This window comes from Nocardia sp. NPDC059154, assembly GCF_042755705.1.
GTDB lineage: Bacteria > Actinomycetota > Actinomycetes > Mycobacteriales > Mycobacteriaceae > Nocardia.
Genome location: NZ_JBHZCS010000104.1, coordinates 1 through 26,161, shown reverse-complemented (window position 1 = coordinate 26,161; position 26,161 = coordinate 1). Strand labels below are relative to the sequence as shown.

The 26,161-nt window shown below is 65.9% G+C and carries 26 protein-coding genes and 1 pseudogene; 13 read left to right on the top strand and 14 right to left on the bottom strand.

Annotation, left to right across the window (positions count from 1 at the left end; translation table 11 throughout):
- Positions 1 to 85 precede the first annotated feature (85 nt).
- Positions 86 to 796, top strand: a complete 711-nt coding sequence (locus ACFXN1_RS47360; protein ID WP_379464009.1) for a creatininase family protein — start codon at positions 86 to 88, stop codon at positions 794 to 796.
- Here the strand turns inward: ACFXN1_RS47360 and ACFXN1_RS47355 are convergent.
- The 3 genes from ACFXN1_RS47355 to ACFXN1_RS47345 form a co-directional block, all read right to left on the bottom strand.
- On the bottom strand, positions 778 to 2,070 hold the full coding sequence (locus ACFXN1_RS47355) for a hypothetical protein (protein ID WP_379464007.1): 1,293 nt from the start codon (positions 2,068 to 2,070) through the stop codon (positions 778 to 780). The genes ACFXN1_RS47360 and ACFXN1_RS47355 overlap by 19 nt on opposite strands.
- Before the next feature lie 662 nt (positions 2,071 to 2,732).
- Positions 2,733 to 3,035 (bottom strand): hypothetical protein, encoded by a 303-nt coding sequence (locus ACFXN1_RS47350; RefSeq protein WP_379446789.1) that lies wholly within the window; start codon positions 3,033 to 3,035, stop codon positions 2,733 to 2,735.
- Positions 3,025 to 3,339, bottom strand: coding sequence for a hypothetical protein (locus ACFXN1_RS47345; protein ID WP_379446788.1), 315 nt, complete (start codon positions 3,337 to 3,339; stop codon positions 3,025 to 3,027). The genes ACFXN1_RS47350 and ACFXN1_RS47345 overlap by 11 nt, the downstream gene beginning before the upstream one ends.
- 38 nt (positions 3,340 to 3,377) lie before the next feature.
- Here ACFXN1_RS47345 and ACFXN1_RS47340 point away from each other — a divergent pair, with 38 nt between their 5' ends.
- Positions 3,378 to 3,533, top strand: coding sequence for a hypothetical protein (locus tag ACFXN1_RS47340; RefSeq protein WP_379405449.1), 156 nt, complete (start codon positions 3,378 to 3,380; stop codon positions 3,531 to 3,533).
- Positions 3,534 to 3,811: 278 nt separating this feature from the next.
- On the opposite strand, the gene ACFXN1_RS47335 is transcribed toward ACFXN1_RS47340, so the two are convergent.
- Positions 3,812 to 4,273, bottom strand: coding sequence for a DoxX family protein (locus ACFXN1_RS47335; protein WP_379446095.1), 462 nt, complete (start codon positions 4,271 to 4,273; stop codon positions 3,812 to 3,814).
- Positions 4,274 to 4,998: 725 nt separating this feature from the next.
- Here ACFXN1_RS47335 and ACFXN1_RS47330 point away from each other — a divergent pair.
- Both ACFXN1_RS47330 and ACFXN1_RS47325 read left to right on the top strand, forming a co-directional pair.
- A complete protein-coding gene (locus ACFXN1_RS47330; protein ID WP_379446093.1) occupies positions 4,999 to 5,226 on the top strand; it encodes a hypothetical protein in 228 nt (75 codons plus the stop codon).
- 283 nt (positions 5,227 to 5,509) lie between these two features.
- Positions 5,510 to 5,968: pseudogene (locus tag ACFXN1_RS47325) on the top strand (GNAT family N-acetyltransferase); the annotation flags it as partial.
- A gap of 69 nt (positions 5,969 to 6,037) precedes the next feature.
- Here the strand turns inward: ACFXN1_RS47325 and phoU are convergent.
- Positions 6,038 to 6,715, bottom strand: a complete 678-nt coding sequence (gene phoU, locus ACFXN1_RS47320) for a phosphate signaling complex protein PhoU (RefSeq protein ID WP_379446092.1) — start codon at positions 6,713 to 6,715, stop codon at positions 6,038 to 6,040.
- A 111-nt stretch (positions 6,716 to 6,826) separates the two neighbouring features.
- Positions 6,827 to 7,111: a hypothetical protein gene (locus ACFXN1_RS47315; RefSeq protein WP_379446091.1), complete on the bottom strand. Its 285-nt coding sequence runs from the start codon at positions 7,109 to 7,111 to the stop codon at positions 6,827 to 6,829.
- 746 nt (positions 7,112 to 7,857) lie between these two features.
- Here ACFXN1_RS47315 and ACFXN1_RS47310 point away from each other — a divergent pair.
- On the top strand, positions 7,858 to 9,048 hold the full coding sequence (locus ACFXN1_RS47310; RefSeq protein ID WP_379446090.1) for a pentapeptide repeat-containing protein: 1,191 nt from the start codon (positions 7,858 to 7,860) through the stop codon (positions 9,046 to 9,048).
- A gap of 415 nt (positions 9,049 to 9,463) precedes the next feature.
- Here the strand turns inward: ACFXN1_RS47310 and ACFXN1_RS47305 are convergent, their stop codons facing one another.
- Positions 9,464 to 11,098, bottom strand: a complete 1,635-nt coding sequence (locus ACFXN1_RS47305) for a DUF6345 domain-containing protein (protein WP_379446088.1) — start codon at positions 11,096 to 11,098, stop codon at positions 9,464 to 9,466.
- A 739-nt stretch (positions 11,099 to 11,837) separates the two neighbouring features.
- Between ACFXN1_RS47305 and ACFXN1_RS47300 the strand changes: the two genes are divergently transcribed.
- The gene (locus tag ACFXN1_RS47300) at positions 11,838 to 12,710 is read left to right on the top strand and encodes a pentapeptide repeat-containing protein (protein WP_379446087.1); all 873 of its coding nucleotides are present in this window, start codon (positions 11,838 to 11,840) and stop codon (positions 12,708 to 12,710) included.
- A gap of 310 nt (positions 12,711 to 13,020) precedes the next feature.
- Here ACFXN1_RS47300 and ACFXN1_RS47295 read toward each other — a convergent pair whose 3' ends face one another.
- Both ACFXN1_RS47295 and ACFXN1_RS47290 read right to left on the bottom strand, forming a co-directional pair.
- Entirely contained in the window at positions 13,021 to 13,563 is a 543-nt protein-coding gene (locus tag ACFXN1_RS47295) for a hypothetical protein (protein WP_379446086.1), read from the bottom strand.
- A 110-nt stretch (positions 13,564 to 13,673) separates the two neighbouring features.
- Positions 13,674 to 14,063, bottom strand: coding sequence for a hypothetical protein (locus ACFXN1_RS47290; protein ID WP_379446085.1), 390 nt, complete (start codon positions 14,061 to 14,063; stop codon positions 13,674 to 13,676).
- 448 nt (positions 14,064 to 14,511) lie between these two features.
- On the opposite strand from ACFXN1_RS47290, the gene ACFXN1_RS47285 reads away from it, so the two are divergent.
- From ACFXN1_RS47285 to ACFXN1_RS47275, 3 genes are all read left to right on the top strand, one after another.
- A complete protein-coding gene (locus tag ACFXN1_RS47285; RefSeq protein ID WP_379464006.1) occupies positions 14,512 to 14,940 on the top strand; it encodes a hypothetical protein in 429 nt (142 codons plus the stop codon).
- Positions 14,941 to 14,942: 2 nt separating this feature from the next.
- Positions 14,943 to 15,533 carry a recombinase family protein gene (locus tag ACFXN1_RS47280; RefSeq protein WP_379446324.1) on the top strand — a complete coding sequence of 197 codons (591 nt, stop codon included), beginning with the start codon at positions 14,943 to 14,945 and terminating at the stop codon, positions 15,531 to 15,533.
- A 312-nt stretch (positions 15,534 to 15,845) separates the two neighbouring features.
- Positions 15,846 to 16,259, top strand: a complete 414-nt coding sequence (locus tag ACFXN1_RS47275; RefSeq protein ID WP_379446325.1) for a hypothetical protein — start codon at positions 15,846 to 15,848, stop codon at positions 16,257 to 16,259.
- Between the two features lie 87 nt (positions 16,260 to 16,346).
- On the opposite strand, the gene ACFXN1_RS47270 is transcribed toward ACFXN1_RS47275, so the two are convergent.
- The 4 genes from ACFXN1_RS47270 to ACFXN1_RS47255 all read right to left on the bottom strand — a co-directional run bounded on the left by ACFXN1_RS47270 (position 16,347) and on the right by ACFXN1_RS47255 (position 20,289).
- On the bottom strand, positions 16,347 to 17,330 hold the full coding sequence (locus tag ACFXN1_RS47270; RefSeq protein WP_379446326.1) for a hypothetical protein: 984 nt from the start codon (positions 17,328 to 17,330) through the stop codon (positions 16,347 to 16,349).
- Between the two features lie 140 nt (positions 17,331 to 17,470).
- Positions 17,471 to 17,995 carry a hypothetical protein gene (locus ACFXN1_RS47265; protein ID WP_379446327.1) on the bottom strand — a complete coding sequence of 175 codons (525 nt, stop codon included), beginning with the start codon at positions 17,993 to 17,995 and terminating at the stop codon, positions 17,471 to 17,473.
- Between the two features lie 128 nt (positions 17,996 to 18,123).
- Complete coding sequence (locus tag ACFXN1_RS47260) at positions 18,124 to 19,725, bottom strand: DNA cytosine methyltransferase (protein WP_379446328.1); 1,602 nt, start codon at positions 19,723 to 19,725, stop codon at positions 18,124 to 18,126.
- Between the two features lie 192 nt (positions 19,726 to 19,917).
- On the bottom strand, positions 19,918 to 20,289 hold the full coding sequence (locus ACFXN1_RS47255; RefSeq protein ID WP_379446329.1) for a hypothetical protein: 372 nt from the start codon (positions 20,287 to 20,289) through the stop codon (positions 19,918 to 19,920).
- A gap of 18 nt (positions 20,290 to 20,307) precedes the next feature.
- Between ACFXN1_RS47255 and ACFXN1_RS47250 the strand changes: the two genes are divergently transcribed.
- The 4 genes from ACFXN1_RS47250 to ACFXN1_RS47235 all read left to right on the top strand — a co-directional run bounded on the left by ACFXN1_RS47250 (position 20,308) and on the right by ACFXN1_RS47235 (position 24,454).
- Positions 20,308 to 20,523, top strand: a complete 216-nt coding sequence (locus ACFXN1_RS47250; protein ID WP_379446330.1) for a WD40 repeat domain-containing protein — start codon at positions 20,308 to 20,310, stop codon at positions 20,521 to 20,523.
- A gap of 31 nt (positions 20,524 to 20,554) precedes the next feature.
- Positions 20,555 to 20,812, top strand: coding sequence for a hypothetical protein (locus ACFXN1_RS47245; RefSeq protein WP_379446331.1), 258 nt, complete (start codon positions 20,555 to 20,557; stop codon positions 20,810 to 20,812).
- Between the two features lie 49 nt (positions 20,813 to 20,861).
- On the top strand, positions 20,862 to 21,389 hold the full coding sequence (locus tag ACFXN1_RS47240) for a hypothetical protein (protein WP_379464004.1): 528 nt from the start codon (positions 20,862 to 20,864) through the stop codon (positions 21,387 to 21,389).
- A gap of 275 nt (positions 21,390 to 21,664) precedes the next feature.
- Complete coding sequence (locus ACFXN1_RS47235) at positions 21,665 to 24,454, top strand: TIR domain-containing protein (RefSeq protein WP_379464002.1); 2,790 nt, start codon at positions 21,665 to 21,667, stop codon at positions 24,452 to 24,454.
- Between the two features lie 381 nt (positions 24,455 to 24,835).
- On the opposite strand, the gene ACFXN1_RS47230 is transcribed toward ACFXN1_RS47235, so the two are convergent.
- Entirely contained in the window at positions 24,836 to 26,056 is a 1,221-nt protein-coding gene (locus ACFXN1_RS47230) for a hypothetical protein (RefSeq protein WP_379446481.1), read from the bottom strand.
- Positions 26,057 to 26,161 lie beyond the last annotated feature (105 nt).

Sequence of the window (26,161 nt, the reverse complement as noted above, 5' to 3'; positions counted from 1 at the left end):
CGCACGCACCCCACGTCCGTGCGCCCCCCTGCGCGCCCCCATTGGATCAGCGATCCGAACAAGGGGAAACACGTATGTTGGTCAGGTGAGGGATCTGCTAACGACCGCAACGTCCGAAGATGTCCGGAACCTTGAAAGGCGCATCGCCGTGCTGCCTATCGGCAGCCTTGAGCAGCATGGCCGATTCCACCCTTTGACCACAGATACGGTCATCGCCTGCGCTATCGCGCAGCGCATTGCCGATGATTACGGTCTCTTCTTGCTCCCCCCGATCACCTTCTCGTGCTCGCATGAGCACGCAGCGTTTGCCGGGACGGTCAGCATCAGTCCTTCGACGCTGATCGCCGTGATCGAGGACGTCTTCAGCTCGCTCCGCACATCCGGCATCTGCAAGATCGTGATCGTGAACGGGCACGGCGGGAACTATGTGCTTCAGAACGTCGTCCAGCAGGTCAACGCCAGCGGACCACAGATGACCTTATTCCCCGGCCGGAGCGACTGGGACGCCGCGCGCACCGATGCCGGGATGCAGACGAACGGCCACGAAGACATGCATGCAGGTGAGCTGGAGACTTCGATCCTTCTCCATACGGCACCTCATCTGCTTCGCCCTGGCTACGAGACAGCGGATTGGCGTGCAGATGAGCGACAGTTCCTCCTTGTGGGAGGGATGCAGGAATACACCGAGAGTGGCGTAATCGGTTTCCCATCGCTGGGCACGGCCGACAAGGGGGAGAAGACCTTGAGTTCGCTTTCAGGGGCGTTCAAGAAACATCTTCAGCGCTTGGCCGACTGAGCGGATAACAGATCGACTGCGGCGGCCTCGAACTCGCGAAGCGCCTCATTCCGCACAGGCCGTACCCGTTTCGATAGCTCGCGAAGAACTCCGATGGCCCGTGCCGATGGGGCGGAGCGAATCAAGCTGGCGGCCTTCATCCCGGTTTGGGCCGCCAGCTCGAATTCGTTGGCGTCGATGTACGCCGACGCGAGCCTGGCCGCGCAGAGCCCCTGATCGCGACGCTGCGACTTCGGCCATTCATCAAGCCCCATCGTGTAGGTCTCGATGGCACGGTACGGCTGACCAAGCCTGGCCCAGCTGTGCGCGGCTTCCATCTCGATGTAGGAAGGCGTGCAGTACAGAGCTAGCGGGCTTGGGTCGTCAATGGCTAGGACCTGCTCCATCGCTCGATCCAGCGCCTTGCGGCACTCGTCCGCCTCCCCGGTCATTGCATAGGCATTCGCCTGTTGACGCAATGCCACCGCGCGCAGCTCCGGAGTGATTTCGTCCCATCCACGAAGTGCGGCATTGGCCAAGCCCAATCCCTGTGGTGCATAGCCGTTTTCGGTGGCGATGTTGCTTCGCCGCTGAAGGATGTACGACATGAGATGCGGGTCGCCGATTTCCTCGGCGTAGTCCATCGCGTTCATCGTCCAATGCCGCGCGCACTTCAGGTCACCCGAGTCCTGGTACAGCCACCCGGCGAATTCACAGAACCGAGCACCCACTTCCAACAGCTCCGACCGCATCTCGCCGCGGGCCTTGCCGCACAAGTCCTGAACCAGCTGGAGCTCGCTCTGGAGCGTTCCAAGTACGTAGCGAGGGCCGGTCAGTGCATCCATACGGGCACGCGCGTCCAACATCTCCTTGAGATGATCGACATACTCCGAATCAACGGTTTCGAAGGGCAATGCGATGAGATCCGCCGGCGGTGCCGACGGCTTGACTTCGTCTTCAAGCCTCCCCGACGGCTCGTCGAGATATCCGATATCAGCGGCCGAAAGTGGGCGGCGGGCCTCGATACTGAGCACGCTGAGCATCACGTCCAGACTGCGCTGGCTCGGCCGATGCACACCGTCGATGTAGCGGCCGACATTGGTGTGCTTTGGATGCACAGGACGGCCGCCATCCTGCTCGCTGTACTGCCGCATCCTGTTGGCAAGCCCTTTGGGCCGGAGCCCTACCTCGGCCAACACGGCAGCCAACCGCTCGTTCTTTTGCCCCACAGCAGATACACCCCGACCTGCCGCCGAATCTCCTGTCGCCCAGGAGCGAATATCGCTGTCCTGCATAGGATTTCTCCAGGATTCCTGGCGTTTCCACCCGTTTCGGGCATCGTATCGCAGAAGGCCGACACCCGTGCGTAACTGCAATCGGAGACCCTCGAGAAGTCCTGCGCGATGTATTGGAGGTGGAATCTGCTGCAGGACAGTCGGTTCCCTCAACCACCGAGCCCAGGTACCTATGCATTGGTATGACGAACCCACCCAGCGGTCCCCGGAGGCCGTCGCGGACAAGCGGGCGCCTAGGAAGTTCGCCGGGTGGCCAACCTCCTAGGCGGAGCAGGTTCGAATCCTGCCGAGGGCACATACTGACCTGTACTTTTGCGCACAGTCGCGCTCCAATGCCAGATACGTGCCAGTTCCACGTGTTCGAGAGCCGCAGAAGTGGATATTCGGGCACAGGGCGGAGCAAGGTCCGTGCCAATGGCGGACATTCGCGTGTCCGCTGCAACGCCCAGCCCTTGCCCGACGTCAAACCAACCATGAACGACGAACGGAGCCAGCGCCGTCGGCGTGCGGGGCTCGACCCGACCGACCCCCGTGAACCGGTGCCGATTCCATCAGATCCGGATCATGATCATCACCACCATGCCGAGCGGGCTTCGGTGCGGACGGCGATGGCCGGCACCACCCGGTCGGCATCGGCAGCGCCGCGATGCCTTCCAGCGCGTTCAATACCGGTCGGCCAGATCCTCGTCGTCGACCACCCGCACGGCCTCGGCGAGCCGCCGCAACCTCGCGACCACGACCTCGGCCGCCACCCCGGTCCGATAGACGCCGTCGCACACCGCGACGACACCGCCGAGCATCGGCAAGGCGAGCAGCGCGAGCACCTCGTCGACCTCGTCCAGACCCGGCGCCGGATCGACCGCCGGCCGGACCGCGCGCAGCACATCGCGCCCGTCGAACATCTCGGCCGGATCGCCCTCGGCGAGGACGTCGAGGACCGCAGCGAGGAGATGGTCAGATGCCATCGCTGACACCGTCCCGCCCGTCGAACGCCAACGGGCTACAGCCCGGGCCGAGTTCCGGCTGATACACATGGGCACCGCAGCGGCCGCAGGTGTGGACGAGATGACCGCGCGAGCATCCCGCCAGGCGGCACGCGGTCCAACCGAGGGTCGAGCCGCTCGCCGCAAGTACATGGCGTTCTGGACCCGAGCAGAAGATCGGCGTCGGGAGAACCCACCCGCGCGGAGTCTGGACCAGCTCGTCGTTGTCGATGGCGTAGCCGTCCGGGTGCAGATACCAGACACGACGCCGGTCATTCGAACCCATGTGCGAATGATAGCCGAGCGGTCGCTTATGATCTGCGCGTGTCGGACGATCAGAAAATGTGCCAGATCTGCGGCGAGCGCCCGGTCGGCGAGGGCTACATGTCGATGATGTGCCCGGAGTGCCGGGCTCGGATCGAGGAGCAGAATCGCACCCGGCCGTACCCGTTGCTGCCTCCGCCGGACGACATCATCTAGCGCGCGGGCGCAGCGAGCTGGCCGGTTCGGTCAGCGCGGTATGCGGCATGTGCGGACATTGGTTGGGTGAGATGCCCGTCCTAGCGCTTCGGCGGGACTGGTCGGGCGATTCCGGCCGCCCTGGGCCAGGTGTTCGAGAAAGCATATGGGTCCAGTCACGATAAAAGTCACGCTCAGCGGTGTAGATCTGGTCCGGGCCTGGTCGTAGGACAGCCGCGCCAGCCCGGTGCACCGAACGGCGCGTCACTGCTGCACTGCCACCAGCAGCTGCACATGGACTACGGGTTCATGGCCTTGCTGTGCGTGAGCTGGGCACGCTGTGCGATCACCGCGTCCAGTGACCAGCGGCCAGGCCCGGCCCACAGCAGGAAGATCAAGCCGAGCAGCATCGCGAAATCGGTGCGGGCGTCGTGGGCCATGCCCCAGAAGCCCTGCACGCCACCGAATCCGCCGGGGCGCAGTTCGCGCAGCTTGGTCAGCACGATCGCCAGACTGATGTCGATCAGCAGCGGCACCGCCGCCAGCCGGGTCAGCAGGCCGATGACGATCAAGGCGCCGCAGGCGATTTCGACGACACCGTCGAGGTTGGCGAAGAACGTCGCCGCCGGTATCCCGATCTTGTCGAAGCGGCCCGGACCCAGCGTGTGCGGGTAAAGGAACTTCTGGATCCCTTCGCTGAGGAACACCAGCCCCACCGCCACCCGGATGCAGATCACCGCCGCCGGGCCGTCCGCGCCCAAGATCCGCGGCCACGACGACCTCTGCGTTCGCGTCATCGGTCCTCGCCTCCCGATATCGTCACCCGAGATACGTCGTCGGCATGACAGCGGTGACCTTCTTCGGCGTGACTGGCCTCTGTGCCCTGCTCGCGGCCCGCGACTTCGTCAACCGGCGACATTGCGCGATGTGCATGGAGGGCTCCTACTACGTCACACGATTCCTCGAAGTAGGAGCCCTCGATGCACATCGAGCAAGTCAACGCCCCGGGGCTGATCGCGCCCGCACCCCTCGCAGACGTGGCCCCGCCCGGCCTACGGGATGGGAGGCAGAACCGGGCGGGGTGTGTGCAGCACATCTCAACCAGATCTCAACCGGCAGGCACCCGACCATGGCTGTGCCATTGCCGAATAACCGCTGATCATCGTAGGTGCGCGATTGTGCGCGGGTCCCCCGCCACGCCGCGACACAAGCCTCTCGCCGCTACAGCCACAGCTCGGTCTCGGGGGATGCCGGTCCCCGCGAGACGACAACCGCTGGGCGAAGGTTTGCGTCCACGCAGCCGTCTCCGATTCCTCGCCGAGCCCGGATGCGCGCTATCGCGTCCTCGGGCCGCCGGCACGGCTGTCCTGCCTCGCGCCGCCGGAGTGGGCCTGCAACGAACGTCCGAATGGCTCCGAATAACCAAGTAAGGACCGGGGCCGCGGGCCTGAACCGTCCCGCTATAGCCCCGAATAGGTGGTGCGCTATGACCGGTTTGACCGGTAGCCAGGCCGAGCAGTACCTCTACCGCGTACGGCTACGGCTGGCAGCCGACTACCCTCAGGCCGTCGTCTCCGACGAGAAGACCGAGTGGTGTCTCCGCCAGGTGCGGATCAGAGACAAGCAGTTGTGGCCCGCAGCGGATCTCGTCGCGGAGTGGGCGGGCACGGTGCCCGATGACTGGGTTGGTGCCTTCGAGTCGGGTCGCGAGTAGCCCACGCTCGCGTTCGGAAACGATCGGTTCCCAGCTCTTGATGCAGTAGGCACGCCGAGCCATATCCCGCCCGCACCTGGTGAAGGGGTGTGTCTGCGGCCTTGACGTGCGGCGTCGGCGTCGTCGGATCATGGCCCCATGACTCGCGCTCTGTCGACGCCGCCCGCCATCGCCTCCGGAGCCCTCGCCGGCTCCCCTCAACCGGTTCTTCCCGCCGCCGGGAGTCTGCTGCTTCGTCCCTGGGAGCAAGCCGACGCGCCAGCCTTTCTCGTACCGGGACGGCGAGACCCGCCGCTGGCACACGCGCCGACCCTCCACCGAGACCCAGGTCCGGGAATGGTTCGACACATACCGCCAGGACTGGCGACAGGAGAAGGGCGGCCACTGGGCTGTCACCCGCGACGGCGAGGAGGTGCTCGGCCGGATCGCGTTGCGCGGGCTGGACTTCGACGACGGCATCGCCGGCGTCGGCTACTGGGTGCTCCCGGCCGCCCGGGGCGCCGGTGTCGCCTCGCGCGCCCTGTCGGCGCTCACCGGCTGGGCTCTCGACGAGATCGGTTTCCACCGCCTGGAACTGGACCACTCGACCCGCAACCATGCCTCGTGCCGGGTCGCCACGAAGTCCGGCTATCTCCTGGAGGGCACCAAGCGCAGCGCCGCCGTGCATGACGACGGCCGACACGACATGCACCTACACGCCCGCATCCGTGGTGTTGGGGTCTGTAACTCGGGGTCCCGGTAGAACTCGCCGTGGTAGGCGTGTTCTCGCACTGTCGGGACGAGCATTCCGTGTCAGAGGTCTCGCGCGCGGTCAGGTGTCGAATGATTGCCGATCGGCGAGCCAGGTCTGCGGGTTTTCGCCGGTGGCGAGAAAGATGGTGCGACGCCCGACCTGCACGGCGTGATCGGCGAACCGCTCGTAGTAGCGGCCGAGCAGAGCGAGATCCACAGCGGCAGTAACTCCGTCGTGCCAGTCCGGAGCGAGCACCACGGTGAACAGGTCTCGGTGCAGTTCGTCCATTACGTCGTCTTGCTGATCGAGTTGCGCGGCGTCGTCGGGGTCGCGAAACTCCAAAACCGCTGCGGCGCTGGTGACGATGGCAACCGCAGCCGTGCCCATGCTCGCAACGATAGGGCGGACCGAGTCCGGGACGGCATGGCCGGGGTGCCGGCGTCGGGCGACGGTGGCGATGTGGCTGGCCAGGGTGCCCATGCGAGCGAGGTCGCCGACGAGCTGGAGGGCAGTCACGACCTGGCGCAGTTCACCGGCGACCGGGGCTTGCCGAGCCAGAAGACCGACGGCGGCCTGTTCACAGCGATCACGCATGGTCTCGATCTCCGCGCACACGTCGATGGCGTGCTCGGCCTGTTCGATGTCGGCGTCGAGCAACGCGTTCGTCGCCGACGCGACCGCGCTACGATCGCGCAGACTCATCGCCACCAGCAGCGTGGCCAGACGAGCGAGACTCTCGTGATACTCGGTCCGCATGGCTCCATCCTCGTCGAACCACGGCAGTTCCGTTGACCAGCAGAAACAGGCTAACGGTGGGCAATGCCACCGGACTTCGTGACCCTCGAAAAACGGAACCCGGCGGGCCGGTCAGTCCCTGTGGGGGCGGTCGGCCCGGTGCGACAAGCGTTCGGTGAATGTCTCCGCCCATGCCGCCGACTCCGATTCCTCGGCGGTGTCGAAGGTGCGCCTGGTCGGCGTCGAGCCGCCGAAGCTTTCACGCCGCTGTGACCCGCCGGGTCTGGCTTGCATCGCCAGTAGCCGTACGCCCCAGGAGACGTATGCCTCCACGTTCATCCCCGCGTCGTCGGCTGCATCCTTCAACGTGAGCCAGTCGTCTTCGCCGACGGTCACCACAATGTCCCTGCTTGCCATGCACGAGAACGGTAGACCGCAGACTCCGCCGCCACCCGCCAACACCCACGAGCACCCCAACCCGAGTATCCGCACATGCCCCTTACGGCGCTGTTCGGTCCGGCCAGGCCACCCGCTCGATCCGCACACGGCGAAGTGCCAGGATGGCAAGGGGGGCACCACGCCGACGGGAGAAGGAAAGTGCAGGTCGGGGGTCTCCCATCGGCGCGCTAACTGACCGCAGCGACGGCCGCCGGCGATGGCGGCCGAATACCAGACGCATGACAGCGGGACTTGGGCCCGGGCGGGGCCCGTAGGCTTGCATATGAATTCTGCTGACCCCCTCAGCTAGCCGACTTCGAACATCACTGAAGAGGACAAGCGGCTCGAGGCGGGTGGCCCGGAACGGTTTCGAAACCCGACACGTGAGCCCCACTTGGCGCTGTCGCGATTCGCCGATGTTCTGTCTCTAAAACGATCGCTTTCGAGATCCGTTGTGCGGCAGCCAGCTTCGCTGGATGGATCGGTCTTGGAACCCCGTCTCCGAATCAACGTTTCCAGTGCCCGGGCTGCGGGCCACGCCTCTACGGCCAGCCTCCGGTGAAGCCTGTTCCGGGAGCGTTCGGAAAACGATACTCGTGTCGTACAGGCGAACTCGTGTCGTGCCGGATCGTTTCGCGCAGAATTTGATCATGTTCGGGTGGGTGCGGCCCACGTGGGCGCGGACGAAATGTTCGATTGTCTGGCTGAGCCGTCGGTTGGGCCAGGTGCGGTTGTTCACCGCGGTCACGTGGGCGTTGGCCGTCGGTGTCGGGATCGCGGTGACTTCGCAGCTGGTGTTGAAGTGGGTGATCAAGACCAATCAGAACCAGGCCGCGCCGATCGACGTCACCAAGCTGGCGTTGACCGTCGTGGGCGGGGTCGGTGGCGCGGTCGCGCTGGTGGTCGCCTACCGGCGCCAGCGCGATCTTGAACAGAACCGGTTCGTCGAACGCTTCGGTGCCGCCGCCGCCCAGCTGGGATCGGCCGATGTCGCGGTCCGCATCGCGGGGGTGTATGCGATGGCCGGCGTCGCCGACGAGTCCGCTGGGGCCAACCGGCAGCAGTGCATCGAGGTGCTGTGCGGGTATTTGCGCCTACAGTACGACGCCGCCCACGGCGGATCCGGGCGCACCAAGCTGGTGACCAGAACCGTGGTCGAGCGTGACGACGTCAGCCGCAATGTCGAGGTCGAAGAACACACCAAGTACCGGCAAAACGATCGAGAAGTACGCCAGACCATCGTCCGCGTGATCGTCGAGCGGCTGCGCACCGGCACCGCCCAGGACTGGAGCCGGAACAACTTCGACTTCCGCGGCGCGCATCTGGAATCCGCAGACTTCAACGGGGCCAGGTTTGCGGGGATCGGACGCTTCGAAGGAACACACTTCTCCGGCAACGCCTGGTTCCATGACGCTACCTTCTCCAGCAGCGCGAACTTCCGAAAGGCGACCATCTCCAGCACCGCGGACTTCGGGGAGGCGACCTTCTCCAGCACCGCGGACTTCAGGGAGGTGACCTTCTCCAGCACCGCGGACTTCGGGCAGACGACCTTCTCCAGCACTGCGAACTTCGGGGAGGCGACCTTCCCCAGCGTCGCGAATTTCCGGAAGGCGACCTTCTCCGGCAGCGCGCGCTTCTGGCGGGCGACCTTCTCCAGCACCGCGGACTTCGGGCAGACGACCTTCTCCGGCGTCACGCACTTCATGAAGGCGACCTTCAGCGGCGACGCGGACTTCAAAAAGGTCACCTTCAGCGGCGCTGTTGGCTTCTCTGGTACTGACTTCGGCAGCGGCATAGTGTCGTTCGAGAATCCCCGACGGTGGGATCCGGCACCTGTGTTCGACTGGGATTCCGACAGCACCAAGAAGCCCGCCAATGTGGAGCCCCAGCGGTGGCCTCCACAATGGGCGGCGTGAGTCCCCTGTCCGTGTTCGGAAAACGATCGTCCGACGAACCCAGGAACTCGGCCGAAGGCCGTGCGGGTCTCCGCAGGTCGAGGTGTTCGACAACCCGTTCTCTTACTGGCCGCGGTGACCTGGGGTCGCGGTAGAACTCGCCGAAAAAACAACGGATATAGGCATTGGTCCCGGTCGTGCGGCGGTGTATCGCGAATCCCCGAAGGGTTGATGTTGCCGCGTACACGGCAAGAGTTACAGGTTCGGCCTGCGGAAACGCCTTGGCGCTGAGGGTGTCTCGCGAACGAAGGTCTCCGGACAACCCGCGTTTCCAACCCGACCAGCGGACATTGGTCTTGCCACTGAACTTGGACCACCGCTGGTCACGGATACGACTGTGGCCCAGATTCATTGACAACGGACAGGAGTCTCCTGATCAGTTGTCGAACCACCATTCGGTCAGGCATTGAGCAGGACCGACCGAGCCGATGTTGGTGGCCGTGTCGTCGCTGTGTCCGCACACGGTGACGGCGGAGGCTCGACCCATCGGTTCGTCGATGCCGCGATTGCCATCACGGTACGTCGTGTCGTTCGCGCCGTAGTTCGAGTTCGCCGCGATCGAACTGAACCACGCGGAAACGACTGGTGCACCCAGCCCGAGGAACAGGCCGAACGGTGTGGTCACGCCGTCGTTGATCCACATCTCGGTGCGGTAGCCGACGGCCGCGCGCATGCCCTGGAATATGTTCCACCACACATCGAACGAGGTCGTTTCGTCTGTTGTGGTCGGAATCACCTCGCAGGAGTGCAGTATCCAATAGGACAGCTTGTCGTAGCCACCCTCCGGGACATCCTGCAACCGAACCAGGTCGTCGGCGTTGTCACGGGTGGAGAAGAGGCCCCAGTTGCCGTGCACCTCGTTGAGCGCGATATCGACGGCGTTGACGAATCTGTTCTTGTCCGAAAGGAATTCGAACGGTTCCGCCCAGTAGTACTGGGTGTCGGTGAACGGGATGTGGCTGCCGAGGAATCCGGCCATCCGCAGCGCGCCGAGGAAGTTGTTCGCGCTGTCGACCCAGCCCTGCGCGTCCTTGCGCACGACGTACCGTCCGACGGTGGGATCTCCCGGTGGCGCCGGTGCCATGTCATCCGGGTCGTCATCGCAACCGTCGTGCGGCTCGGTGGGCGATGGTCCTGTCTGTGTGCCGATCACCGGCAGTGGCTCCAGTTCCTCACCGAAGGCCACGAATCCGGTGAGCCGGCGGTCGGCGGCGTGCAGGTCGTCGTTGCGGAACGTGAGCGTGGCGGTGTAGTTGTACACCGGCTGCAGATATCGGCCGCCGGAATCGTAATAGGCCGGTTTCACCGAATCGACTGTGACACGGGCTGTTTCGGCGGCATCAGCGAGTTGAGCTCGGATCGCGGCGGCGATGTCCGTGCGCGGCCGGGACGGCATGCGCAGCGCGATCGATGTGGCCGGCCGCCACCGATGCGAGAGCCCGCGCAGCACGCCGCCGCCGTCGAACACCCCCATCGCTCGCGTGCCGGGACCGAACACCGCGAACTCGTCCACTTGCCGCTGCAACCGCACATAGGCGAGCACCGGTTCGGCCGGTCCGTTCCGTTCGCTGTCACGCTCGTGGCGCGCGGCGTTGAGCACGACCGGATCCAGCGGTACGAGCTGGGTGTCGTCCTGCGGGAACAGCGACGTGTTCCGGACCATGTCGCGCGCCGCGCGTGTCGCGAGTATCCCGATGTCGGGATTCGCCTTCAGCGATTCGAGTACCGGCAGCACTGTCGACTCCCCCGTGAGCGGATGCACAAAGGCCACCAACCGCCCGTCGTCGTGCGCCGCCCTGGCCCCGGCCTCACCGAACGCTTCCAGCGTGACATCCGGATTCCGCAGCGCAGCGTGCACGAGGTCCTCCGGGGCGAGGATGCGCTCGCCGAGCTCCAGGACCCGTACCGGAGTGTCGATCTCAGGAATTTGCTCCAGCGACAGAATGATGTCGTCGTCTCCAGGGCACCCGTTCGGTGGATCGCGGCGATCGCCGCTGCTGTTCGTAGCCACTGTTGCTCACCCCTCGGTTGTTGCTATCGGACCAGACGATTCTGGCCGGACCTCAGGCATGTCGTCGCGCGTAGGGAACTACCCGAATTCGGGGCAATCGCGCCGCAGGACCTCGGCAAAGTCGCGAATCGAGAGCGCGATCTCGGCGTTGCAGGCCCGTAGGGTCCGCGCGGCCGAAAAGTCACGGTAAGCCCGGCTACCGCTCGCACCGATGTTCCTCAAACCCCGAGATCCTCGAAGAGGTCTCACCCGGTACGACCGCCGCCTCAGCATCATCACCCCCGACGCCGACCCTGCGTGACCGGCAGACCAAGAACCGCATCGCCGACAGCACCGGCCGGTGTTCGGAAAACGATCGAGAATCCGCGACAGTTGAACAGGCGACTTCACCAGTCCGGGATCCCCAGAAGCTTCGGAAAGGGTGAGTTGGATGAAAACCGAGGGAGGACCGCCCGCAGGGCGACGGCAGCGACAGGTCGCCGGCCGAGGCCGGTCACTGCGCCAACCTGCCTCCCAGGCTTCCGCCCCTCCGGAACACACGTCGCCACCAGAACATATGGCGCCACGACAGGATCCGTCATCCGGCTCCACGAACACGCCTGCCTCGGCGGCGAGCCCGTGGTGGACGAAGGTGACCACCCTGGCAACCGCGGGCGGCACACTGCTGGCGGCCGGGGCGGCGACCGGAGCCCTGTGGTTCACCGGACAGTCACTGCGCGCGACCAACACCCAACTCGGAATGTCCCAGCAGACAGCAGCCACAGACCGTTTCCGCCAAGCCGCCGAACAACTCGCCTCGGACAAGATCAATGTCCGGCTCTCCGGCGTCTATCTGCTCGAACGACTGGCCAAAGACTCCCCGTCAGATCAGGCCACCGTTTACTCAGTCCTGGCGGCGTTCGTACGCACCCAGGCCCCCGAAAGCAGCTGTGACGCACCACATGCCGTGGCGCCAGTCGACATCCAGGCCGCCTTGACTGCAATCGGCCGAAGGAAACCAACAACAGACAGACCAGACCTCAACTGGACTTGTCTCTCCGGTGCGAACCTGGGCGGCGCTCACCTGGTCAGCGCAGACCTGACTATCGCCAACCTGGTCGGCGCGAACCTCTCCGCTGCCAACCTGACCGACGCGCACCTGACCGACGCGAACCTGACCAGAGCGAACCCGGAAGGCGCGAACCTGACCAGAGCGAACCTGATCAGAGCGAACCTGACCGACGCGCACCTGGTCGGCGCGAACCTGACCACCGCGAACCTGTACACCGCGAACCTGACCAGAGCGAACCTGGCCAGCGCGAACCTGACCAGAGCGTACCTGGCCCCCGCGAACCTGATCAGAGCGATCCTGGTCAACGCGAACCTGACCGGCGCGCAGCTGGTCGGCGCGAACCTGACCGACGCGGACCTGAGCAGAGCGAACCTGACCGGCGCGCAGCTGACCGACGCGAACCTGACCGACGCGAAGCTGACCGGCGCGAACCTGACCGGCGCGGACCTGAGCAGAGCGAACCTGACCGGCACCAATCTGATCGGCACCAATCTGACCAAGATAAGGTACGGCGAATCGACACAATGGCCGAAAGGCTTCACGCCTCCTCCATCGCGCTAGCGCATCGTGAGGTGTTGAGAATCGATGGGTTCTTGCGCGCATCGGGTGTTGCACCCAAATCTCCAGCATCGCAGCATCTTCCGGGTGCCGGAAAAAGCGCGTTGAGAAGTCCGGCTGGCCAACAACTCCGGTTAGCCCTTCCTCATACACTCGGCGCCGACGCCTGAGGGGCTGCCGTCGTGGCTATCCTGTATGTGGGGTTGGTATATGATCTTGCTCGCATCATCGAGGTCCTTTCGGGGTGCACGCCCGGCCCTGTTATCTCTTGGCGGAGAGGGGCCGGGCTCTTTTCCTGAGACGGCGGCCCATCTCAGATGCCGACGCACCGGGTGCAGCAAAGGCCGTCCTTCTGATCGCTGTGGACACGGGGGCCTGGACCGGAGACACCCATCGCCTTCGCGACATCGGCGCGTTTCACGCCCGGCGCGGCCAAGGCGCCGCCATGCTTCCGCTGGACGATCGACAAGGCCTTCTTGGTTGGTGCCGGTTTGAGGTACACACCCGGCCGACGAGGCTCAAGCGTAGGGGCTATCCGCCCAGGCGTTCGTCGTCGAATAGCGGAAGCTGGTGCGATGAAAAGGTGGATCCGCCGATTTTGCGCAGGCATCGTGCGCAGGTGACTTTCCGCCCGGGTCGGTGCCAGCGCGGTGGGAGACCATCCGGCCACGCCGGTGTGGCACAACAACTCCGGGACTTCCTCGTCGCCGATCCACTGGCCGAGGCTGACCGCGTGCACGGTACGCCCGGACCGGATGACCGCGTGCACGGTACGCCCGGACCGGATGACCGCGTGCACGCCTGGGTCGCCGAACACCGCCCGCGTGGAGGCGGCCAGGGGCGCGATGTCGGTCATACGCCAAACCATAAGGACGCTCGCATGTGCGGCGGCACCCTGCCACCACGCCGAACCCAGCGAAGTGGTGAAAGGTGCTTACCGGCAGCGGACCATGGCCCACGTACCAGTTACTCATACCAGGAGGCAGGAATACTCGCGAAGTACTCACCTGCAGCAGGAGTGAAGAAAACGATCGTGACCAAAATCCCTCTGACCACGTCGTTTGGATCATCGCACTCTACGTGAACATTAAAATCCACGCCACCGGCGTTAACCCCGTCGTCGGGATACGTATGGACCGAGGAGGCCCACAAGCGGCGGCTGGTGCTCGTCTGCGTGTACAGATATACCGGGTTGTTTGGACCCACCGCCGGTGGGTCCGTGGGGACCCAGTCAGTGACCGTGATTAACGCCGACGAGTGGTAGTCGATGCCGCCGCCCGCGAGCCGGAAATTCATGTGATAGACGCCGGGGCCCTTATCGCCCTTGTCAAACCACTTAACAGTCTTGATCTGCACTGCATCTCCTAACGTCTGCGATAACGAGTGATTTGCACGCAAGCAAGGGGACGAGCTGCAGCCACAATGTTAGGACAGCACCGCACACGCTCGGCGATTCTCACGTTCAACCCCACACGCCTACGAGTCGGCGGGACGGTTGGTGAGGCGATCCCGTTGTACGAACAGGTCCTCGCCGATTGCGAGCGGGTTGCCCGGCGCCAACCACCCAGTGGCCACGACTGTGCGCGACAATTTGGCCGCGGCGTCCGCCGCTGGGCACGAGAGTGACCGGTGAACCCGGCGGAAGCAGGTTGCTCCAAGATGATGTGCCGGTCTGGGGTAGACCCCAGCACCACTCTCCTACCTCGGCCGAAAAGTGCCCATCTAGGGTTACTCCCTCATATTTCCTGACATATGTCCACCAGGGTTCTAGACTTCAAGTTGACATTGTCGGATGGGAGTGGCCATGACGAGATTGATGGCGGTATCGCTGACCCAGCCGCAGGTGCAGGCGCGCACGAAGACCGTGACCCGACGCATGGGCTGGCGGAATCTGCGCAGCGGTGAGCGGTTGACGTTGTGCCGCAAGGTCATGGGGCGCCGTCGCAGGGACGGCAGCGTGGAGCCGCTGGTGCGGATCGTCGATGTCGAGGTCGTCGCGGTGGGCCAGGAGCGCCTCGATGCGATCACCCCCGACGAGGTGACCCGGGAGGGCTTCCCGGAGATGACGGTCCCCGAGTTCGTCGAGTTCTTCTGCGGCAGCCACAAGGGCTGCACGCTGGCGAGCACCGTGACCAGGATCCAATGGCGCTACCTCGACACCGATACCGAGGCCGGACAGCAGGTGCTGTACGACCTCGGTGACACCGCTGCCATGGATGAGGAGACGCGATAACCATGCGGGTGGGCTACATCCGGGTCAGCACCGTCGATCAGAACACCGCCCGCCAGGAGGACCTCGGCGTCGAGAAGACCTTCCTCGACAAGGCCTCCGGCAAGGACACCGCCCGGCCGAAACTGGACGAGCTGATCGGGTTCGTCCGTGAGGGCGACACCGTGCGTGTGCACTCGATGGACCGCCTCGCCCGCAACCTCGACGATCTGCGCCGCCTCGTCCGCACCCTCACCGGCAAGGGCGTGCGGGTGGAGTTCGTGAAGGAGGGCCTGGTCTTCACCGGGGAGGACTCGCCGATGGCGACGCTGCTGCTGTCGGTGATGGGGGCCTTCGCCGAGTTCGAACGCTCCCTGATCCTGGAGCGCCAGCGCGAAGGCATCGCCGCGGCCAAGGTCCGCGGCGTCTACACCGGCCGCAGACCCGCCCTCACCACCGAACAGGCCCACCAGCTACGCCAACGAGCCGCCGCCGGGGAGAAGAAAGCCGCCCTCGCCCGGGAGTTCGGCATCAGCCGCGAGACGGTGTACGCCTACCTCCACGCCGCGCCACCACTGCCCGCCGACCGCCAGCCCACGCCCGATGTCGCGGTCTAGGACGAACTGCCGCACCAGCGCAGTGGCGACGCACCACCCACCAGCACTTCAGCCGCCGCGCCCGTACCGGTCCCACCCATCGCGAGCAACATCTCCACGCCCGCGCCAGTACCCGCGCCTGCGCGTACACGGCGGTCGGGTTCGCTTGCCGCATACCTTCTCTGACGCACTGAAGCGCCGGCCCGTCCCCCTCCACGTCCGATAGGCGCCCCTGTCCGCATGTGATGAATTGGTTTGCCCGGGCCAGTTAGAGTCGTCATGGGTCGAAAAATGCGGTCCACGAGTATGTTTCGCGATTTCCTTGGGGGAGCAATGACGGATCCGGTCTGGTTACGGCGTGCACGAGCCACGCTGACGGCCGCAACGGTGGGGGCGCCGACCGTGGGGAATGAGGTTGCCGAGCTCATCACAGACGATGCGGTTGGCAGTGAGGGAATTACCCTCGCGTTGCTGTTCTGGCTCGACAGTCTGATCGAAACGTCTCCGTCGCCGATGGGGACCAGTCCTTTTCCGCTCCCGGACATTTGGCCGACGGAAATGACCCTGTCCCAGCGATGGGCCTTGCGGATGCTCGACGCGCGAAGCAACGGCGATGCGGAGACCGCGAGAGCGCTCTGGTCGGAAGCTACAGAGGATTTCGACTACTTCGCCGAATGCCTGTTGATGGTCGTGCTCCTGGCGGGGAGGAGTCTGGGCGGTCGGCTGTCACCCGTCCCGCAGGTGTGACGCGGCTGGGTAGTCCGGCTGGGAGCTTGCGCAGATTTGATTCTTAGGCATCACTTTTCGATGCCTGCCAAACCGATGTTCCTGCTTTCAGCTGGGCTGCCCGAACAAGGTTGCCGGATCGAATACCAGCGACGGCATGGCGGCAATGGCTGACCGCAGGGAGTCCACCGCGGTCTCAGCCTGGGCGCCGATCGCGTCGACTGCGTCGGCAAGCGGCTGAACAACGGGACTCACAGGTATCGGTTCGGGCGAATCCAGCACTGGGGCAGTTACTTCGATCAGCGGTGGCACGTCGGGTTTCGTCACGCCGACACCGCCACCGAGCGCGCCGGCGGTGGCACCGCCGAGCAGAGCACCGCCAGCGGCACCGACCGCGATGGCAGGCACGGCGGCGACCGCGATGCCGGCCATGCACCCCAGTCCAGCGCCGATCCCGGCGCCGATGGGCATTCCGACTCCGGCCGCACCAGCGCCGATCACGCCGCCAGCGAGACCACCGACGACAGCCCCGACTCCGCAGCCGATACCCGCGGCGGGCACGGACACGACCTCGGCACCCACGATCGCTGCGACGGTTCCGCCGGTGATGGTCGACGCCGCACGTCGATCCGATTCTTCGCGGGGAAATCCGAGCGCGTCGTATCCGGCGGCGATCTGCCATTCCGCGTAGTCCAGGTACGCCTGGGCCTTGTCCCGGGTCTTCGCGTCGACCCAGTCCGGCAACGCCACCACGGTGTCGCCGGCGCGGACATTGTGCGGAACAGCCTGCGTCTGCGGCAGTTCCGGCTTGGTCTGCTCGGCGTCCGGATCAGTGACGGCGGGCTGCTGGATCACCGACTCGGTGTGCGGGCTGGTCTGTTGGCTGGGTCGTGGGCGGGCCGGTGGTGCGGGCGGGTCGGGAAGGTAGTCCGCGACGCTCGGCGCCGGCGGCGCTGGGGCGGTGCTGAGTCCTGGTTGTCCGTCTCCGGGGGCAGCGAGACCGGGCTGGCCCGTGGCAGCGGCGACGCCTTGGCTGGCGGTGGCCAACATCGGCAGTGCGGCGAGTGCCGCGATTGTGCGTGTCAGGGTCATCTGCTCACACCTCGATCCGACCGGACACCGCCGAATCGATTCTCGGGAGCGGAACCGAATTCGCACGGTGATCACGCTGTGGGCGAGCCTACTCGGAACCGATTGGGCGGCAACTACGCCCGCGAACCTGGCACGGAAGGTCAGAGCGTCGTGCCGCGTCGTCGGTCGCTACTCGGGTCGTTGCTGCGGCCGTGCCCGGGGCGGTCGTTGAGGAAGTCGACGACGTCTCGGGTGCGGTAGCGCCGGCGCGCGCCGCGGTCCTCGTACTCGGCGGCTTGGTCGATGAGGGCGCGGTATTGGGTGACGGTCGCGCCGGCGACGCCGACCAGGCGGGCGATCGCGCCCAATGTCCTGTATTCCTCGGGGTTCTCGGGCATCGCGAGCCGGGCGGGCCGGCTCTGGGCGTGCCAGCGCGTGAGCCAGTCGTCGAGGCGCGCCTGGTCGTATTCGCGGCTGCGTCCGCCGCTACCGGTGCCCGCGGCGCGGTCTTGATGCCCCACGGGCTCGGGGAAGCCCTGGAGGTAGGCCCATTGGTTACGAACTGTGGTCAGCGTCAGCCCGTGCTGTTGTGCCCATTCGGCAAGGGTCACCAACTGTGCCATGGCTTCATTGTCGGCGGCCGGTGCCCGTGGCCGCGCGCCGGCGGCCCGCGGGTGTCCGATCATGGTGGGCTCCTGGGGTTGTCGCGCCGGCGCTACAGTGGCGGTGCCTTCCTTTCGTGGGGGCATCCGGGCGGCTGGTATGTCCAACCGTGGCCGCACGACCACGGGTTACCAGCCGCCCTCCCCGATGCTCAGGCGCTCGCGCGGTCGATGTCCTCACCGGTCACGGCTTCCACCAGCGCCGAGACCAGGATCTCCGCGACTGGCGGTGTGACCGCGTTGCCGTACTGGCGGACCTGCTCACGCTTGGTACCCAACACGGTGTAGCCGTCAACGAACGCCATCGCCGCACCGATCTCGCCCGGCTGGAACATCCGGAACCGGACATCGGCGATATCGCAGTCGGTCAGCGCCTCGACCACCGCGTAGCGGTCCCGCGTCGACAACGCGCCCATCGGCCGGTCAACCGGGTACGCGGCACCGGTGCCGTAGTACGGGATCATCAGTGCCTGCCACACCTGGTGCGGCACATCGGCGGGCGGGGACACCAAGCCGTGGTGGTTGCCGCTGGCGGTCACCGTCGAGAGGGCATCAGTGACGGGGCGGGCGTCGCTGCTGCCGCCACGCAACTCGGTCACGAACGGCAAAAATGCCAGCCCGGTCTCGGCACGGGTGGTCTGGGTGCGCAGCGGAACACTCACCGGCTGAGGCTCTTTGCCGTCGCGGCCCTCCATCGGCACCACCAACGCCGGTGGCACGTTCGCCACATCGCTCGTCTGCAGCGGATGGAAGAAGCGGGGCGGGATCATCAGCCCGTCGTTCTCGCGGGTCGTGCGCGCCGGAAGTGGGCTTGTGACAGGTGTTGCGTCGTCGCGCCAAGTGCCGCCGGCGGGAACCGTCATCGGCAGCTGGGCGGCGTAGCGACGTAACCCGGTCATGATCCGCGCCATCGTCTTGTCCGCCAACGGTTTCGCACGGTCTCCGATGCGCTGCCCGGACAGACTCCAGTCGATCGCGGCGGCGGCCGGAAGAGTGGGAGGCTCGAGGACCTGGTTGCGGCAGCGCACACGCGGGCAGCGGTACACGTACTGCTGGCGGTAGCGACCCATATCGGCACCCTCGGTCTTGAACACCTGCATCGCCGACACCCACTCCCCGCAGTCGACGCACAACGCCAACGGGCGCAGCCACTTCGACCAATCCGGGCTCCGCCCCAGCGACACGTCCCAATACGCCACATACAGCCGATCACGACTCTGCGGGGCGACCGGGGTACGGATCGACTGGGCGTGCATCGAATTCAGCGCGATCACCCGCGTCTGATAGCCCAAGGCACGGATCTCCCCCAGCCACCGGTTCCACTGATCCCACGCCCGGACCTCGACCACGTTCTCGACCACCCCGGCACGGACCTTGCCACCGCGCTCGATCACCCCGCGCAGATACATCGGCACCTCTTCCATCAAGGCGCGGCTGCGGTCGGCCTCCTCGTCACGCGGGGTATCGAACAGGTCGCCCTGCATCGTGTGGTCGTAGTCGCGGGCCTTGCCTCGTGCCGAAGACCACTGCGGGCATTCCGGGCTGGCCCAGAACAGATCCGCCGCAGGCCACTTCTCCACCGGCGCCTCACGGATATCACCCAGGTGGTGATCGGTCTCGGGGAAGTTCGCCGCGTGCGTCTCGATCGCGCGCGCCCAATGATTCGCCGCACGCGAGACCCGCACCCCCGGCACCGAGTGCGCACCCTGACTCGACCCGCCCGCACCACAGAACCAATCCATCAGATCCAACATCGCTGTCTTCCTTCAACTTTCGTGGGAGAGAGGAAGTGGCCGGAGTGTCCAAGCCCCGAACCACTTCCATTAACTAGTTTACTCGCTTCTATCGAATATGACTGGCGGCCAGCATGATCCGGAACTCTCGCTACCTCATCGGCGGTGTGCCCGCTGTTGATGCGTAGGCATCACCGTGTTGATGCTCAGCCATCAATCCTCGTCGGCTGTGGCGGCGGTGAAGGGTTCGCGGCACGCGCCGCACAGAATCGGGCCAGCGTCGATGGTCTTCTGCGCGGCCCGCACCCGCCGGGCCGGCGTGCTGATGCGGACCAGGGCGCGCCCGTTGCGCGGGGCCTTGCCGGACTTGTCACCGTCCTCGCCGTCTTCTCCCTCGCCTTCGGCGGGCTCGTGCTCGTCGCGGCGGTAGGCGATGATGGCGGCGTCAAGCTTGCGGATCTGCCGCTGGTAGGCGTCGGCGGTGACGTCGGGCACGATCGTGACCGTCCAGCCCCGATCACGGTCGACCGTGAGCCCGAATTCACGGGCGATGTCGCGGAACTTCGCGCGCCGCTCGCGGACCACGCCGGCGAGGTGTCCGACGTGGCGTTCAGTCCGGATGGCACTCGGCTGGCGTCCGCCGACGAAGACGGCACCGTGCGAGTGTGGGACCCCGCCACCGGGACCCCGGTCGGCCAACCGCTCACCGGTCACCCCGGTTCGGTGTCCAGCGTGGCATTCAGCCCGGACGGGACCCGCCTGGCCTCCGCCAGCGACGACACGACGCTGAGGCTGTGGGACGTGGCCACCGGAAACTGATCGGACAACTACTCACCGACACACCGAGCCGGTGTTGACCGTCGCATTCAGCCCCGACGGTCGCTGGCTGGCCTCGGCCGGCATGGACGGCACCGTGCGACTGCGGGATCGCCTCTGGGACATCGATCAAGCATTCGAACTCGCGGCTCACTACGTGACCCGAGATCAAATACAGCCATACCTGCGCACGACTGAAAGCTGGCGTGCCACTATGCGCAGTGAATCTCCTCGAACCACTGGAAATCCCATCTGTGTGGAGCCGCACTCGGACGCCACCGCCCCCAGGTAGCCATCTGCATGACGATGGCTCGGGCGACGCGCCAAGACAGGAGGTCGGAATGCACATGAACGATCCCCAGTCCGAGCTTCGATCCAGACTCTGGAACGACACACCCGAACCGGCCGGATCCGACGGCCGAACCACGACCTACGAGAGCGCCGTGCTCGAACAATATCGGCTCTACGTCGAGATGGCAGACCGGGTCAGTGCACGGCGCGCGCTGGCGAATTCGTTCTTCCTGACGCTGAACACCGGTATTGTCACCATCGCGGTCACTGTGGGTAAATCTCCACCGGAGCGCGCCGCGTGGTGGCTGGCAATCCCCCTGCTCGCAGTACTGGGCCAATGCTTCGCCTGGTTCTACCTGGTGCGCAGCTACCGACTGCTGAACAGCGCCAAGTACCAAGTCGTCGGCGCCCTCGAAGAACGTTTACCCGCCTCACCATTTTGGCGAGCGGAATGGTGGGCATTGGGCGAAGGGACCGACCGCTCCCGGTACTGGCCCCTGTCTCACATCGAGCAGTGGATCCCCATCCTCTTTGCGCTTACATACGTCTTGGGCTTCTTCGTCGCGACCTTCGCTTGACCCCGAGCGATCGAGGGAAGCGCCGCCCTCTTCAACGGCGCGACCTTCTCCGGCCCAACCTGGTTCGTGAGCGCGACCCGCGATCACTTACTCGGGGCATGCATGCGGTGGTCGGCGAAATTCGAAAGCGTCCCAAACCATTTGGCGTCAAGATCAGCAGCGGGTGCGCTGCGGGCGGTGTGCCCGGTGGTGAACGACGCGAATGCTGACAGCCATGGGTTGTCGCGTCAGACTCGAATTATCCCGTTCACGCGATTCGAGAGCGGAGATGACGTATGTGTGCTCATCTGGCGGATACTCCAGAGTCGCCAGTTCGCGGGCAAGGGGAGTCTTTCGACTACGACGCCTTCATCTCCTATGCGCATGAGGATCGACCTGTCGCCGCGGGGATCCAGAAAGGCCTGCACCGTATTGGTCGACGAGTGGGCCGGCTGCACGCGCTGCGGGTGTTTCGTGACGCGACGGACCTCACCGCCAGCCCTGATTTGTGGGGCAGGGTAACCGACGCGATGGACCGCTCCCGGTACCTGGTCGTGGTGCTCTCCCCTGATGCAGTTACCTCCGGCTGGGTCAACAAGGAAGTCGCCCATTGGATGGAGCGACGAGGCACGGACCGGCTTCTGTTCGTCGTGACTAACGGGCGTCTCATCTGGGACGAAAGCACCGGAAGATTCGATCCACACCGCTCCGACGTGGCTCTGCCGGTGCTGACAAGGCCGGGAGTCCTCGCCACGGAACCGTTCTACGTCGATGTCAGCGAGGATGCACCGTGGGATCCCGCTGCACCGATGTTCCGAGAGAAGGTCACTGACCTTGCTGCCCCGATCCACGGCAAGCCGAAGTACGAATTGGCCAGCGAGGACCTGCGCGAGCTGCGCCGCTTCCGCCGCCTGCGACGCGCCGCCATTGTGGGCTTGGCGATCCTGACCGTTCTGGCGCTGGCCGCGGCAGCGATCGCCATCATTCAACGACAAGAGGCAGTCCGGGAACGGAACCAGGCAGTTGCTCTCAGCTTGGCTGCGGCCTCACGCGATGCCGTAGCCAGCAATGCAGCCCTTGCCCTGGCTCTGGCCGCCGAAAGCAGTCGGGCCACACCAGCGCCGCTGTGGCAGGCCACCAGTGCATTGGTGCGCGCCCGCCTCGCCTTCAGCCAGAGCGCCGGGCAGCAGGTTCGCGAGCCCTTCACCGGCCACACCCTCCCAGTGATTGCGGTGGCGTTCAGCCCGGGCGGCAACCGGCTGGCCTCCGCGGACTTCGAAGGCACCGTGCTGCTGTGGGATGTGTCGAGCAGAGCGCCGATCGGCACCCCGCTCACCGGCCACGCCGGCGGGGTGAACACGGTGGCGTTCAGCCCAGGCGGCGCCATGCTGGCCTCCGCGGGTTGGGATGACACCGTGCGGCTGTGGGACGTGTCCAGCAGACAACCGATCGGCACCCCGCTCACCGGCCACACCCGTGGGGTGAACGCCGTGGCGTTCAGCCCGGCTAGCGACCGGCTGGCCTCCGGCGGCGTCGACGGCACTGTGCGGTTGTGGGATGTATCCAGCAGACAGCAGATCGGTGACCCGTTCACCGGCCACACCGGCATGGTGAACGCGGTGGCGTTCAGCCCGGACGGCAACAGGCTGGCATCCGCCGCTGACGACGGCACCGTGCGGTTGTGGGATGTATCCAGCGCACAGCAGATCGGCGGCCCGCTCACCGGCCACACCGGCGGGGCGTACGCGGTGGCGTTCAGCCCGGACGGCAACCGGCTGGCATCCGCCGGCAACGACGACACCGTGCGGCTGTGGGACGTGTCCAGCACACAGCAGATCGGCACTCTCACCGGCCACACCGACAGGGTGACTGCGGTGGCGTTCAGCCCGGACGGCAACCGGTTGGCGTCCACCGGCTGGGACGGCACCGTGCGGCTGTGGGACGTGTCCAGCAGGCAGCCGATCGGCGGCCCGCTCACGGGCCACACCGGCGGGGCGTACGCGGTGGCGTTCAGCCCGGACGGTAGCCGGCTGGCGTCCACCGGCTGGGACGGCACCGTGCGGCTGTGGGACGTGTCCAGCAGGCAGCCGATCGACACCGCGCTCACCGGTCACACCTACGGGGTGAACGCGGTGGCGTTCAGCCCGGACGGTAGCCGGCTGGCCTCCGCCGGCTGGGACGGCACCGTGCGGCTGTGGGACGTGTCCAGCAGACAACCGATCGGCGGCCCGCTCATCGGCGGCACCGGCGGGGCGTACGCGGTGGCGTTCAGCCCGGACGGCGCCATGCTGGCATCCGCGGGCAACGACGGCACCGTACGGCTGTGGGACGCGTCCAGCAGACAACCGATCGGCGGCCCGCTCACCGGCCACACCGGCGCGGTGAACGCGGTGGCGTTCAGCCCCGACGGCGCCATGCTGGCATCCGCGGGCAACGACGCCACCGTACGGCTGTGGGACGCATCCAGCAGACAACCGATCGGCGGCCCGCTCACCGACCACACCGGCATGGTGAACGCGGTGGCGTTCAGCCCCGACGGCGCCATGCTGGCCTCCGCGGGCAACGACGCCACCGTACGGCTGTGGGACGTGCGCGGCAGAAGGCCGATCGGCGCTCCACTCGCCAGCCACAGCGGCTGGGTGAACACGGTGGCGTTCAGCCCGGACGGCAACCGGCTGGCATCCGCCGGCGACGACGACACCGTGCTGCTGTGGGACGTGTCCAGCAGACAGCTGATCGGCGGCCCGCTCACCGGCCACACCAACACGGTGAACGCGCTGGCGTTCAGCCCGGACGGCAACCGGCTGGCCTCCGCCAGTAACGACGACACCGTGCGGCTGTGGGACGTGACCAGCAGACAGCCGATTGGCACTCTCACCGGCCACACCGACAGGGTGACTGCGGTGGCGTTCAGCCCGGACGGCAACCGGCTGGCATCTGCCGGCTGGGACAAGACCGTGCGCTTGTGGGGCCGCGTCTGGGATGCGGGCGAGGCCTGTGAATTTGCCGGTCCCTATGTGACTCGAGCCCAAGTCCAATCCAACATGCCGCCCGGCTGGGAGCTGGCATGCCACTATGCACAGTGAATCCAAATCCATTACAGAACCTGCCCGCTTGGCGCCGACCTGACCTCGGATCCGCCGGCCGCCGCGCCCACCGTGATTGTGGGCGCTGAATTCGTTCATGTCCCGACCGGGACTCGCGAAATAACTACCCGCACAACGGTATCCGTGACCACCGACAGGATCTGTGAGATGCTCTAGAGAGGGCACCCAGACCAGGATTGATGCGTACGCCTCAATCAGTCGGGTTGACGAATACGCCCCAACCCACGAATTACCCGAACCGCGGAATCTGCCGCGCCGCATACCGGGGGTCACCGTGGTGATCGGATGCTCATCTGGGTGCATGTGCTCCTGCAGATAGGGGTCGCTCTGTTCGTGAAGCCCCCTTTGAGCAGTTCGGGGTCAGGTGATATCGAACAATGCCGGATCCACTGGTCGAGCCTTCTCATGGCGGTGCCGGGCACCGCCATGTTGAGCAGTGGTGTCGGCGAGTTCGGCTGCGGTCAGGGTGGCGATGATGTGATCGGCCGCAGCGCGGGTAGCCGGTTCGGTATCAACACCCCATTTCTGCCGCAGCGCCCGCAGTTGATCCACGAGCGGGCCGTGGCCGGGTTCAGCGAGGATCTGACCGACCCGCGCCGGGCTGAGGCCCATCAGGGTCGCGATCTCACGGATGCTCATGCCGTCACGGTGGGCCCACCGAATACTCGTGGCACGTTCGAGGCGCGCGGCTTCGTCACGGAACCCCGACAGCGCCAACCGATGTGAAGCACGGATGGTCCTGTCCAGTTTTCTGGACACCCGACGCCGGGAAGGGTTGGCGCAAACTGGGGTTCGGGTGGCGTGCCCGGCCAACGCGAGGACCTTTTCCCGCCACTGGAAGGCCCAGCGCAGGCAGTTGGCGCAGTTGATGTGCCCGGTGCAGCCGGGCAACAGGATCTTCTCCTTGTGAGCAGTGTCCGACCACGCGGTGCTGTCGGAAGAGGCCAGCAGCGACCCGTAGTCGGCCAACCCGGAGGTTTTGATCCCGAACCCGTGCAACCGGATTCCCGGGACAGCATCGGTGATCGCGGTGATGATCTCGGCGGCCTCGCGGGTGTTCTGACGGCGGCAGACACTGCCGATCGCGACGATCGGCTCGGCAGCCAGGTCGATACCGGCCTTGGCGTAGAGGTCCAGGCAGAGTTCGTAGTCGGCGCGTTTGAATCCCTGGATGGTAGGGGCGATCGGCAGATCCGGTGCCAGCGAGCGCAGGTCGAGTAGGTTGCCGACCGAGCGGTGCAGGTGTTCGGTGACCGAGAGGTGGGTTCCGGCGAAGACGGTTTTCCCGATCCGACCGCCGTGGATGATGATCGGCTCACACATCCAATCCTGCGGGGCCGCCCACTCGAGGTTGCCGATCTCATCGCGGTAGCGGCGGACCCGAGCCACATACTCCCCTGGCGAGACCGAATCCCAACTTCCATGCTTCTGCAGCTGGGTGAAACCACCGGAGTCCAAGGCCCATTCACCCTGGGCTCGGGGAAAGGATTTCCGGTCGCGCAGGCGGGTGTCGCTGATGAACAGGGCTTCGGTGGTGCGGGTGAGCCAATGCGGCTGATGGGTGCCCCGATAGAACTTCATCGCGCACCCTGCAGACCGGTGGCCGCAGGGTTCTGTTGCGGCGGTGTGGCTTCGGTGACGGTGAACGGGTCTCGGCAGATCCCGCACAGGATCGGCCCGGCGTCG